Source organism: Bradyrhizobium sp. (genome assembly GCF_027307225.1).
Taxonomy (GTDB): domain Bacteria; phylum Pseudomonadota; class Alphaproteobacteria; order Rhizobiales; family Xanthobacteraceae; genus Bradyrhizobium.
The window spans coordinates 32,561-45,078 of sequence record NZ_DAHUXJ010000086.1 but is presented as its reverse complement, the minus strand read 5'-3'; the positions used below and the strand labels follow the sequence as shown (position 1 = coordinate 45,078).

Genomic DNA, 12,518 nt, shown 5'->3' with positions numbered 1-12,518 from the left:
TAGCGCTAAAAGGCGTCGAACTTCGCGCCTTTTTGCGCGTTTTTTTGTTCCTGAAATTAACAAAATCGACGGCGCTTCCCGGCGCGGTCTCTTGCGGGAAAAATCCATGACGCGTATCGACGCCCACGGCCTGAAGATTGCCCCCGTTCTGTTCGATTTCATCGCCAAAGAGGCCGCCCCGAAAACCGGTGTCGCAGCCGATGCGTTCTGGGCCGGGCTTGCCGCCATCGTTCGCGGTCTGGCGCCGAAAAATCGCGAACTTCTCGCAATCCGCAACGGATTGCAGGCGAAGATCGACGACTGGCACCGCGCCCACAAGGGCAAACCGCTCGACCTCAACGCTTACACGGCATTCCTGAAGGAGATCGGCTACCTTCGGCCGGAACCGGCGACGCACAAGGTCGAGACCACTGATGTCGACGAGGAAATCGGCAAGATCTGCGGACCGCAGCTCGTGGTGCCGCTCACCAATGCGCGCTATGCGCTGAACGCCGCCAACGCGCGCTGGGGCAGCCTTTACGACGCGTTCTACGGCACCGACGCGATTCCGCATGACGCAAGCGAAAGCGGAAAGGGCTACGACCAGGCGCGCGGCGACAAGGTGGTGGCGAAGGCCAAGACCTTCCTTGACCAGGCCGCCCCGCTCGCGGCCGGCCGCCACGCCGACATCGTCGCCTATTCTGTCGCCGGCGGCAAACTTTCGGCCAAGCTGAAAGACGGCAACGCCACCACGCTGAAGTCCAATGCTCAGTTCGCCGGCTATCGCGGCGATGCCGCTTCGCCTTCGGCGATCCTGCTGGTCAACAACGGCCTGCACATCGAGCTCCAGATCGATCGCAGCCACATGATCGGCAAGGGCGATCCTGCAGGCGTCGCCGACGTGATGATGGAAGCTGCGGTCAGCACCATTCTCGATATGGAAGACAGCGTTGCCACCGTCGACGCCGAGGACAAGGTAGAGGTCTATCGCAACACGCTCGGCCTGATGAATGGCTCGCTGTCGGCTGAGTTTGAAAAAGGCGGCAAGAAACTGACGCGTTCGCTCAACGCCGACCGGGTCTACACGACGGGCGACGGCAAAGAGCTCAAGCTCCACGGCCGCAGCCTGCTGCTGATGCGCAATGTCGGCCACCACATGTTTACCGATGCGGTCCTCGATGCGTCGGGCGCGGAAATTCCCGAAGGCATGCTGGATGCCGCCGTCTCCGGCCTGCTTGCGATCCACGATCTCAAGGGCTTTTCCAAACTGCGCAACAGCCGCACCGGCTCGGTCTATATCGTCAAGCCGAAGATGCACGGGCCGGACGAGGTCGCATTTACGTGCGAACTGTTCGCGCGCGTCGAGAAAATGCTGTCCTTGCCGGAAAACACCCTGAAGGTCGGCATCATGGACGAGGAGCGCCGCACCACGATCAACCTCAAGGGCTGCATTCAGCAGGCGTCAAAGCGCATCGTCTTCATCAACACCGGCTTCCTCGACCGCACCGGCGACGAGATCCATACCTCGATGGAAGCGGGTCCGATGATCCGCAAGAACGAGATGAAGGCGCAGCCCTGGATCAAGGCCTATGAGGACTGGAACGTCGACAATGGATTGATCGACGGCTTGCCCGGCCACGCCCAGATCGGCAAGGGCATGTGGGCGGCGCCCGACAAGATGGCGGACATGCTGGCGCAGAAGATCGGCCATCCGCAGGCCGGCGCGACCACGGCGTGGGTGCCTTCGCCGACGGCGGCGACGCTGCATGCGCTGCATTACCATCAGGTCAACGTGCTGGCGCGCCAGCAGGAGCTCACCAAGGGCGGCCCGCGCGCCAGGCTATCCGATATCCTCACCATCCCGGTTTCGAAATCGAACTGGGCGCCCGATGACGTCCGGCAGGAGATCGACAACAATTGCCAGGGCATTCTCGGTTACGTCGTGCGCTGGATCGATCAAGGCGTCGGCTGCTCGAAGGTGCCGGACATTCACGACATCGGCCTGATGGAAGATCGCGCGACCTTGCGCATCTCGAGCCAGCATTTGGCAAACTGGCTGCGTCACGGCGTCGTCACCAGCGAGCAGGTGATGGATTCGCTCAAGCGCATGGCGGTGGTCGTGGACGGTCAGAACAAGGGCGATGCGCTCTACAAGCCGATGGCGCCCGGCTTCGATGGTGTCGCCTTCAAGGCGGCATGCGATCTCGTCTTCAAGGGCCGCGAACAGCCGAACGGCTACACCGAATACATTCTCACCGCGCGGCGGCGCGAGGCCAAGGCGGCGGGCTGAGATTCAATAACTGGCCGAACATGGCCTGGAATAGCAAAGTGGAACGAGTGACACCCATATTCGTTTAGATGCCATCCCAGACAACAGCGGAGGATGGCGATGGATTGGAACCAGGTCCAGGGTAACTGGAAGCAGATCAGAGGGATGGCGAAGGAAAAGTGGGGCAAGCTCACCGATGACGATCTCAACGTCATAGAAGGCCGCCGCGAACAACTCGAAGGCAAGTTGCAGCAACGCTATGGCTTCGCCAAAGAACAGATCCACAAGGACGTCGACGACTGGTTCAGGACGCTGAAGTAGCGCTCGTTGCAAGCCGGCCTGCTTGAAGAGCCCACGAAAAAGCCCCGGTCCTCACCGGGGCTTTTGGTCATGGCATATCCGTCGAAGCAAAAACGCTAGTGGAGTGGATTTGACATTCGCTACCCGCCTTGCCGCGAACCCGCATAGCGAATGTCAAATCCTAAACTCCACTAGCATGTTGAATTTGCTAGTGGTCCTTTGATTCTAACATTCGCAATGGTGCCCGCTGAGAAGGAATGCGAATGTTAGAATCGGACCGCTAGAACACCGCAATATATTTGAGCAGCGACAGGATGCCGATAATCACCACGATGACGCGCACAATCTGCTTGGCGCGGCCATCGAGCGGCAAGAGGTTGACGAGATACAGGATCAGAATGATGACAACGAAGGTCACAAGCGCACTGATGAGCATGTAAGTTCCCCTGGATACACGCGAGATGAAGACGTCGGTCGCCGGCTTCAACGCGCAAGCCAGTTGACCGGTTCCGCGCCTGGAACAGCATACGAATATGCCAGCAGGATCAGTCGCATGAGCGCAACGAAGGCGCTGCATTGCGCCAGAAGGCGGTCCGCGCGGCTTGAACGACGCTACTGTCTCGCGACCACCGGCATGCGCTGATAATGCGACCTGATCGAGTCCGGCGCAGGTGAGAAGCTGAGCGAGGCGCCGCGCCGGTCAGGGCCGTGTCCTGCCACCATCAGCCCGTCCGGACCGGCGACAAAGTCGCCCTTGCGCAGGGTCGTATCGTCCTCGATCTCTACCTTGGCAAGACCGACCGTATCCTTGCCGTTGCAGGTACAGCCGGCGACGAACTCCTCGCGATAACGGAAGGCATTGGGCAGTTCGGAATAGGGCTTGCCGTCTTCGGTGACGGCATTGTCGATAGTGCCGCCATAAGCCACCTTGGTCTCGCTGGCCGGACAGAAGCTCTTGCATGAAGCTGCACGGCTCTGGTTGCCAGTGCTCGAAATCGGAAAATAGCGTCCGTCGCAAGTCCGCACGCAATAGGCCTGCGTGCCACCATAGCTCTGGACTCGCGGCTGCGGACGTTGAACGCCGAACGCGCCGAACAGAGCCGAGAAAAAGTCCTGTGCCAGCGCTGCCGGCGCAGCAGTCACTGCGACCAGAGCGACCGCGCCGCCCAATGCCATCTTCCGCTTGCTCATGGGTTCGCCTCCGAGTGCGGGCCCGTCTTCAGTAGATGGTGGCCGTCGAAAGGTTCAGCGCCTGGCGCCCGGTGCGCAAGGTCGTCACCTCCGCCCGAGGCTGCGAAGCGAACGAGGCCGCATTGCGGCCGGCGAGCGGCCTGGATACGAGATGGATGGCGTTTTTCGGCATCACCACCACCTTGGTGCCGACGCTGACGCGATTGAACAGATCGGTCACATCCTCATTGGTCAGGCGGATGCAGCCGCTGGAGACGAACTTTCCGATGGTCGTGGGATCGTTGGTGCCGTGGATGCGGTATTCGCTGGCGCCGAGATACATGGCACGGGCGCCGAGCGGATTGCCGGGGCCGCCGGCCATGAAGCGCGGCAAATAGGGTTGGCGGGCAATCATCTGCGCCGGCGGATGCCAGTCCGGCCATTCCGCCTTGTTGGAAATGGTCTGCACGCCAGACCAGGTGAATCCTTCGCGGCCGACGCCGACCCCGTAGCGGATCGCGCGACCTTGCCCAAGGACGTAATAGAGCACGGTGTTGCCGGTATCGATGACGATCGTGCCCGGCGCCTCTCTGGTATTGAGATCCACCGTCGTTCGGCGCAGCCGCTCCGGAAGCGCGGAGGGGCCAGCTTCTGCAAAATCGTCCGGCGCTGCCACAACTCCAGCCGAGACATCATCCGACGGAAAAGCCGATGAAGACGGCGGCGCATAGTTCAGCACCTGGGCATCGGCCCTGCTCACGAGAAGCGACGGCGCGCATGCAAGCGCGCCTGCGATCAGAAGCAAGCTGGAAATTCGAAGCCGCGGCTCGGGCATCGGCCGACGGGTCCGTTCGGATCGCTGTGTCATGATTTGCCCCCGCTGTGGCGCGTGTCGCGCAGATATTGTTCGCCTCAACAAACGCGGATCGCGAAGTCCGGTTCCGCCGCCGATCATGGCCAGATGCCGCTGTCAAGAATTCGACGGCTCACATCTGCGCGATGGAACTTTTAGCCGGCGGACGCTTTGTCTCGCTCAAACGCTGCGTGCGGGATCGGAGCTGTAGTTGCGTGTGCTTCCCAACGAACGTGCGCCGGCCAGCGACGCCGCGCGCCCATCTGGGCCGGATCACGACACCGAGCCGTCGCCGAGAATTCGACGCACCGACGTCATTGCATTTGTTCTGGTCGCGCTGCTCGTCATCAGCGTCGTGGCCGTCCTTTACGTCGCCAAGGCGTTCTTCCTGCCTCTGGTGGCGGCGTTCGTGGTCGGCACCATGTTGTCGCCGGCGGCTAGCTTCCTCGAACGGCGTCGAATGCCCCGCGCCTTGTCGGCCGTTCTGATCGTGGGCGCCGTCGGTGCCGGCGTCTCCTTCATCGTCGGACTGATTTCGTCGCCGGTGATGCAATGGACCGGGCGGCTGCCCGAACTCGCCAACCTGCTCAAGGACAAGCTCCACATCTTCGACCGTCCGCTCGCGCTCTGGCACGAGTTTCAGGGCATGCTCGGCGTGACGGATACGTTCTCGACGGCGCCATTTCAGATGCCCAAACTCGAATGGATGCAATCGGCAGTGGAATTCCTGCCGCCGACTTTCACGGAATTCCTGCTGTTCATCGCAACCCTCATTCTCTTCATCGCGAGTTGGCCGGACCTGCGGCGGGCTCTGGTCATGACCTTCACCAGCCACGAGTCGCGGCTGCGCGCGCTTCGCGTTCTCAACGCCATCGAAGAGCATCTCGGTGGCTATCTTTTGACGGTGACGCTGATCAATATGGGCGTCGGCGCAACGACCGGATTGATCTGCTGGGTGACCGGCATGCCGAATCCGGCCGGGCTCGGCGCGCTCGCTGCAACGCTAAATTATCTTCCAATCCTCGGGCCGGTCGCGATGTTTGCGGTCCTGGCGCTGGTGGGCGTGATGGCCATGCCGACGATAGGGGCGGGCTTGATTGCGCCGCTCGCTTTTGCAGGGATCACGTTTCTCGAAGGCCATTTCGTCACGCCGACCATCATCGGTCGCAGGCTCGAGTTGAACGCGCTCGCCGTCTTCGTGTCGCTGGCGTTCTGGACCTGGCTGTGGGGGCCGATGGGCGCGTTTCTGTCGTCTCCGCTTCTGATCGTGTCGCTGATCCTGCGCGATCACTTGTCGACGTCGAACTCGCCGCAGCTGCCGTAGGCCAACATAAATGCATACGAAGTTTCGTTACGGGAACTTCGTCACGCGAGAAGCGTTTTCATCTCGAGATCAATCCGAAGGTGGAGCATCGACGGAGAAATGGGAATGCAGGACATGATGGATAAGGCAAGCTACGAACGCCTGGAGAAGGATGTGGCGAAGGTGAAGGATGACATCAGCGACCTTGCTGAACAAATCACCGACGCGCTCAACACCATCGCAGGCTCTGCGCGCAAACAGGCACGCAGCGGCTACAAGCAGGCCCGCGCCAGTGTCGACCAGGCCGTTGACGATCTTTCCGACCGCGGCAATGCGATGCTGAACGCCGCCCAGGACGCAGCCATGTCGGCCGAGGAATCGCTGGAGGATGTCATTGCGGAGCGCCCGCTGGCGACGGTGGGCCTTGCGCTCGGACTTGGTTTTCTGATTGGCATGACGTGGCGCCGCTAAAGCGAGGATCAGCCTAGTGCGGTGAATTTGAAGTTCCTATCAGTGTCGCGGTAACTTCGTCATAGGAACTTCAAATTCTAAACCGCACTAGAATCACATAATTGGCTAGTGCTCCTTTGATTCCGAAGTTCGTAAACGTGGAGCCGCAATATGATACGAACTTCGGAATCGGAGCACTAGTGCGGCGAATTTGAAGTTCCTATCAGTTTCGCCGTGAGTTCGTTACTGGAACTTCAAATTCGAAGCCGAACTAGAATTAATAAGTTGCTAGAGCTCCTTTGATTCCGAAGTTCGCATCGGAGGGGCCGCAATAGCTTGCGAACTTCGGAATCGGAGCTCTAGTCGGCGAGGGCAATCAATGCTGGTGCGCATGATCGACGACCTGAAGGAATCCACGGGCGTGGCGATCCGAATGACGTCGCTTGCCGCGGCGATCGCGTTGGCCGCGTTCGTCACGATTTCATTTCTCTGTGCGGCGGCCTTCGTCTACGTCCTGCAAACCCATGGGCTGATCGCAGCCTGTCTCACAGGCGCGGCCATTTTCTTCGTGCTCGCCGTGATCGGTATCGTGATTTACGCGATCCGGAAAAGCCAGGACCGGCACCACGCCGAGGAGACGGCAAAATCCGGGCTGCAGACGGCGCTCGCCGATCCCATGGTGCTTGCCGCCGGAATCCAGGCGGCCCGCGCCATCGGCGTGAAACGGCTGGTGCCGCTTCTGGCGGTAGGCGGCCTGGCGCTGGGTTTGCTCGCCAAGCGGCCGTCCTCGCATCAGGCGCCGGCTGAATAGGTAATTTATTCGCGTCAGGTGATGCAGCGGCCGGGCCCAAGACGCTTGGCGACGTCGGTCAGGATGCTGACGACAGGCTCGCACGCGACCGCGAGCTTGCTGCGGATGGCGGCGGGCTCGGTTGGTGCAGCCGCTGCCGGCGGACTGGCAATGGCCACGGGAATGCGAACGAGGAAGCTCGTGTCTGCGAAGCCGTTGAGCTGCAACGAAACGGTTCGCGTCGATGCTACTACACCAACCTGCGTCGCCGCGCGGTCCGCCTTGGAGGCGCGATTGACCCGAGACGCACCTTCCCGGGATACATTGGATGAGATGGATATTCCCTGCGTGATTGGTGCGTGCCTACCAGCAGCCAGATTACCTGCGATCAGCGGCAGGTCGCGACCACGTGCAAATTCCGCCGCGCCCGAAACCAGCGAGAGCGCGACCACGCTCGTTATCCCCATGATAAGCCGCGACATTTCTTGTCCCGTGCGGTTCAATGACCTGATGGCAGCCTATCAACCCGTTCACACCCGAAAAGGTTTCGTGCTCCAGCAACCATGTCAGCTAAAAATTCGAAAAAAGTCGGGTGCGCCTGGAACGATCTTTCGGGCCGCGCGTCATCACCGCAGCCGGTTATCCCCCCTGCCCCATTGACCGGCGATGCGGGGCGCGACTGTGGTGATGCCAGTCGCGCCCCCAATTTTTTGGCTTTCGCGCTCGGACCGAGAACGTTGTCCCAAACGAGAGGCCGGCAGGCCCGTTAGAAACGGAGGCGCATTGCCCCCGTTCAATTCATTGGACTGCACACACGCAGGGCTCGCGATTACAGCGAGGATCGCTACCGCTTTCGCCTGCACGCGGCCAAAGGCAAATTTTCCACCCAGCCTCGGCTTGAATGACACGGCGCATGCAACATACGCCCCATTAGCCGGTTGTTGCGTCGGGTTGTTTCCCGAGCCAGAGGCGCGGTCGGGACGCCGTTGAGCGAGCTCGCGAGATTATCGGTGCTCGATCTTTCAGGTGAGAGGCTGAAAGGCAAACGAGATGGAACCGCGAACCAAGATCAGCATCTGGTACATCATCGCCACGTTCATCGCGATCTCGCTGCTGCAAACCTTCTATCAGGCGAGCAAGCAAACCACGGCGATTCCCTACAGCGAGTTTCAGGCACTTCTCAATGCGAACAAGATCGACAAGGTCTGGGTCGCGCAAAACAAGATCGAGGGAATTCTCAAGCAGCCGGACAAGAAGGGCAACAAGCGCTTCGACACGACCCGGGTCGACCCGACTTTGGCGGGCGAGCTCGAAAAGCACAAGGTGACCTATTTCGGCGAGGCGCCGAACACCTGGCTGCCGGACATTCTGTCCTGGATCGTCCCGACGCTGCTGTTCTTCGGCGTCTGGATGCTGTTCGTAAGGCGCTTCGCGCGGCAGGGCGGCGGCGGACTGATGTCGATCGGCAAGAGCCGCGCCAAGATCTACGTCGAGAAGGATACCAAGGTCACTTTCGCCGACGTCGCGGGCGTCGACGAGGCCAAGGAAGAGCTGAAGGAAGTTGTCGACTTCCTGCGCGATTCCAAGACCTATGGCAGGCTGGGAGCCCGGGTGCCTAAGGGCGTGCTGCTCGTGGGCCCGCCCGGTACGGGCAAGACCCTGCTGGCGCGCGCCGTCGCCGGAGAGGCCGGTGTCAAGTTTTTTTCGATTTCCGGTTCCGAATTCATCGAGATGTTTGTCGGCGTCGGTGCCGCCAGGGTGCGAGACCTGTTCGAGCAGGCCCGCAAGGAAGCGCCGGCGATCATCTTCATCGACGAGCTCGATGCGCTCGGTGGGGTCCGCGGAGCCTATGCATTCGGCAGTCACGCCGAGAAGGAGCAGACGCTCAATCAGCTACTGGTGGAGCTGGACGGCTTCGATCAGTCGATCGGCGTCATCCTCATAGGTGCAACCAACCGGCCCGAAATTCTCGATCCCGCCTTGCTGCGGGCCGGACGCTTCGACCGCCAGGTTCTGGTCGACCGTCCGGACAAGAAGGGCCGCATCGCCATATTAAGGGTCCATATGAAGAGGGCCGTGCTCGCGACCAACGCCGACCCTGAAAAGGTTGCGGAACTCACTCCAGGTTTCACCGGCGCCGATCTCGCCAATCTCGTCAATGAGGCGGCGCTGCTCGCGACGCGGCGGCGCGCCGACAGCGTCGAGCTTCGCGACTTCACCGCAGCGGTCGAGCGGATCGTGGCCGGCCTTGAAAAAAGAAACCGAATCCTGATCCCGAAGGAGCGGCAGATCGTTGCCTATCATGAACTCGGTCACGCCATCGTGGCGATGAGCCTGCCCGGCCAGGACCCGGTCCACAAGGTATCGATCATCCCCCGCGGCATCGGCGCGCTCGGCTACACCATCCAGCGTCCCACCGAGGACCGTTTCCTGATGACCCAACAAGAACTCGACAACCGCATGGCGGTCCTGCTGGCCGGCCGCGCCGCCGAGCTGGTGTTCTTCCATCATCTGTCGACCGGCGCCGCCGACGATCTCGTGAAGGCAACCGACACGGCGCGAAGCATGGTGTTGCGCTATGGAATGGACCAGAAGCTCGGCCACGTCGCCTACGACCGCGAGCGTCCGCCGATGTTCGCAAGCCAGGACCCTCGCAGCGGCCAGGGCCGCGAGCTAAGCGACGAGACGGAGCGGCTGATCGACCATGCTGTCCGCGACCTGGTCGGACGCGCCCTGGAACGGGCCGTTGCGATCGTCACCGCCAACCGCGCGCTCCATGAAAAAACGGCGGCGCTGCTGCTGCAACAAGAGACGCTTGAAGACGAGGACATCGTGACGCTCCGGTCGCAGATCACAGCCGTCGCCGCGGCAACCGGCGCAGATGCCAGCGACAGGGAGAAGCCCCGTTTCGCCTCAACTCGGCCCTGATGGGGTCAGACGGATCGCGGCGCTTCGGCCGGCGATCAGGCGATGAGCTGTTGTTCTGCCGCAGCGTCGGGGCGGCCGACGAGCTTCGAATATTCCAGGATCGGGTGCGGCCGTCCCATCAGATAGCCCTGCACTTCGTTACAGGATTCGGCTGCGAGAAACTCGAGCTGATCCCTGGTCTCGACCCCTTCCGCCAGCACCGGCAGATTGAGTCCGTGCGCGAGGCCGATGACGGCGCGCACGATCGCCGCCGATTGCGGATTGCTTTTGACGTTGGAAATGAACGACTGATCGATCTTGATCTTGTCGAACGGAAACGATTGCAGATAGGACAACGATGAGTAGCCCGTGCCGAAGTCGTCCATCGCAATACGGACGCCAAGAGCCTTTAAGCGGCGCAGGATCGAGAGGCTTCGGCCGAAATCCTCCATCATGACGCCCTCGGTGATCTCGAGTTCGAGCCGGTTCGACGCAAGGCCGGTTTCCAGCAGCACCGCATGGACCAGTCCCGGGAGATCGCCGTGGCGGAATTGAATTGGCGACAGGTTGACAGCGATGTGGAGCGGGTGGGCCCAACCCGCCGCTTCGCGGCAGGCTTCGCGAAGCACCCATTCGCCGATCCGCATGATCAGGCCGCTTTCCTCGGCAACCGGAATGAAGGTCCCGGGCGAGACCATGCCGCGCGCCGGGTTGTGCCAGCGAATCAGCGCCTCGAAGCCGACCACCTCGCCATCGATCTTGGCGAGCGGCTGATAGTGCAGACGGAGATGGTTTTGCTCGATCGCGGTAGCGAGTTCGTGCTGGATCGCCCTGCGCTCGCGGAGCTTGTTGTCCATTTCGATTTCGAAAAAGCGCGTCTTGCCGCGGCCGGCGGCCTTGGCGCGGTAAAGAGCGGCATCGGCATTGTTGAGGAGCGTCGTTGCGTCTGATCCATCGGCGGGAAAAATCGCAATTCCGACGCTGATGCCGACGCGCAGATGCTCGCCGCCCAGTTCGCGGTCGATGGCAGTGGCCGAATGCATGCGTCTGGCAAGGCTTTCGGCAAGCGCCGGCTGATCGCCGGTCGGCGTGATCATGCAGAATTCGTCGCCGCCCAGCCGCGCGAGATAAGCCTCGCCGGCCAGGGCGCTCAGCTGGGAAGCCAGCTCGCGCAGCAAATCGTCGCCAATCGCGTGGCCAAATGTATCGTTGATCTCCTTGAAGCGGTCGAGATCGAGGCTCAGCACCGCAAACGATTCCCTACCCGCGCTCGCCGCATCGATGGCGCGGGCGAGGCGCTCCGTGAACGCGGCGCGGTTGGGCAAGTCCGTCAAGGCATCATGATGCGCCATGTGCTCGATGCGGGCCTGCGCCTCCTTGCGCTCCGTGATATCTTCCGCAAGGCTCAAGAGATAACGCTGCTCACCGGTCTCGTCCGGTATCGAAAGATTCCGCGTTGTCAGGATGCGCGCGCCATTGTGGGGCGTGTGGACCGTTTGCTCGGCAATGGTCTGCAGCTCTCTTGTGTGCAACGCCTCGTCCGCGAGCGGAAACAGCGTCTCCGCCGTCTCCTTGTCGTCGTGCGAATTTCTGCCGATCAAATCGCCGCGCGAGATTCCGAAAATTGCCTCTGCGGTCCGGTTGATGAGAATGTAGCACCGATCGCGGGCATCCTTGACCGCAACCGCAACCGGCATGTTCTCGATGATGGTGTCGAGGAATTTCTGGGTGCGGCCGAGTTTTGCCGCGGACGCATCGAGCGCTTCAAGCTGGTGGAAATGAATCAGGGAGATCGTCAGGCCTGCCAGCGCAAGAGCCAGGAACAGGCCCAATCCGATGCCGATGCCCTGCCACAGGATCGTATGAAGGAAAGCCGACACCGGAACATCGATGACGAAAGCTCCCATCATATCGTGGAGATGCCACTGCGCCTGGTCAGGCTGGAGGGAGTTGTGGCAGCTCACGCAGCTCTGCTCCTGCGCAAGGCTCGGATAGATGGTGCGGAACACCCGAGCGCCGTTCGCGTCAAGCATTTCCGAAACGGGCTTTGGATTTGAGCTGTTTGCGAGCTTCTCGATGACTTCGGCCATGCGGGCGTCAGTCGGAGCCGTTACGATCTCGCGGCCGGGCCGGCCAACCGAAGCCAGGCGAAATTCGGAATTGTCGCGGTTCTGCTTGTTGAACGCCGCGATCGCATGCGCGCGAAACGAGGCTGGGACGGGTGCGGCATCTCCGAACTGCGATCGGATGGCCGAGTAGTTGGTGACAAAGGCGTCGACCAGCTGAAGCGCCGTGATCTTTTCGCTGCTCTTGTGCTGCATGAACCAGTTGAGGCTCAGATAGTAGTAGCTGCAACCGACCCCGACCGACAGTGCCGCGCAAATGGCCAGGTGCACGAGAAAACCACGGCCGGATCGCGACCGTACAAATCGCCAGAACTGCGATAGCTCACTCATCTGCCATCCTCTCTTGGGCGGCGGATGATCGGTCAAATGAC

11 protein-coding genes are annotated in these 12,518 nt (G+C 61.3%); 6 read left to right on the top strand and 5 right to left on the bottom strand.

The window, feature by feature from the left end:
* The first annotated feature begins 106 nt into the window (after positions 1-106).
* On the top strand, positions 107-2,269 hold the full coding sequence (locus tag M6D32_RS15130) for a malate synthase G (protein ID WP_298257528.1): 2,163 nt from the start codon (positions 107-109) through the stop codon (positions 2,267-2,269).
* Positions 2,270-2,368: 99 nt separating this feature from the next.
* Positions 2,369-2,569: a CsbD family protein gene (locus tag M6D32_RS15125; protein ID WP_298257526.1), complete on the top strand. Its 201-nt coding sequence runs from the start codon at positions 2,369-2,371 to the stop codon at positions 2,567-2,569.
* Between the two features lie 259 nt (positions 2,570-2,828).
* Here the strand turns inward: M6D32_RS15125 and M6D32_RS15120 are convergent, their stop codons facing one another.
* The 3 genes from M6D32_RS15120 to M6D32_RS15110 form a co-directional block, all read right to left on the bottom strand.
* Positions 2,829-2,984, bottom strand: coding sequence for a Thivi_2564 family membrane protein (locus M6D32_RS15120; protein WP_298257524.1), 156 nt, complete (start codon positions 2,982-2,984; stop codon positions 2,829-2,831).
* 176 nt (positions 2,985-3,160) lie between these two features.
* Complete coding sequence (locus tag M6D32_RS15115) at positions 3,161-3,739, bottom strand: DUF2865 domain-containing protein (RefSeq protein ID WP_298257522.1); 579 nt, start codon at positions 3,737-3,739, stop codon at positions 3,161-3,163.
* Between the two features lie 28 nt (positions 3,740-3,767).
* Positions 3,768-4,586 (bottom strand): L,D-transpeptidase, encoded by an 819-nt coding sequence (locus M6D32_RS15110; RefSeq protein ID WP_298257520.1) that lies wholly within the window; start codon positions 4,584-4,586, stop codon positions 3,768-3,770.
* 196 nt (positions 4,587-4,782) lie between these two features.
* Between M6D32_RS15110 and M6D32_RS15105 the strand changes: the two genes are divergently transcribed.
* From M6D32_RS15105 to M6D32_RS15095, 3 genes are all read left to right on the top strand, one after another.
* Positions 4,783-5,895 carry an AI-2E family transporter gene (locus M6D32_RS15105; RefSeq protein WP_298257518.1) on the top strand — a complete coding sequence of 371 codons (1,113 nt, stop codon included), beginning with the start codon at positions 4,783-4,785 and terminating at the stop codon, positions 5,893-5,895.
* Positions 5,896-5,994: 99 nt separating this feature from the next.
* Positions 5,995-6,345 (top strand): DUF883 domain-containing protein, encoded by a 351-nt coding sequence (locus tag M6D32_RS15100; protein WP_298257516.1) that lies wholly within the window; start codon positions 5,995-5,997, stop codon positions 6,343-6,345.
* Positions 6,346-6,703: 358 nt separating this feature from the next.
* On the top strand, positions 6,704-7,135 hold the full coding sequence (locus tag M6D32_RS15095; protein WP_298257514.1) for a hypothetical protein: 432 nt from the start codon (positions 6,704-6,706) through the stop codon (positions 7,133-7,135).
* 14 nt (positions 7,136-7,149) lie between these two features.
* On the opposite strand, the gene M6D32_RS15090 is transcribed toward M6D32_RS15095, so the two are convergent.
* A complete protein-coding gene (locus M6D32_RS15090; protein ID WP_298257513.1) occupies positions 7,150-7,596 on the bottom strand; it encodes a hypothetical protein in 447 nt (148 codons plus the stop codon).
* 568 nt (positions 7,597-8,164) lie between these two features.
* Here M6D32_RS15090 and ftsH point away from each other — a divergent pair.
* Positions 8,165-10,042 (top strand): ATP-dependent zinc metalloprotease FtsH, encoded by a 1,878-nt coding sequence (gene ftsH, locus M6D32_RS15085; protein WP_298257511.1) that lies wholly within the window; start codon positions 8,165-8,167, stop codon positions 10,040-10,042.
* A 35-nt stretch (positions 10,043-10,077) separates the two neighbouring features.
* Here the strand turns inward: ftsH and M6D32_RS15080 are convergent, their stop codons facing one another.
* Positions 10,078-12,477 carry an EAL domain-containing protein gene (locus M6D32_RS15080; RefSeq protein ID WP_298257509.1) on the bottom strand — a complete coding sequence of 800 codons (2,400 nt, stop codon included), beginning with the start codon at positions 12,475-12,477 and terminating at the stop codon, positions 10,078-10,080.
* Positions 12,478-12,518: the final 41 nt, after the last annotated feature.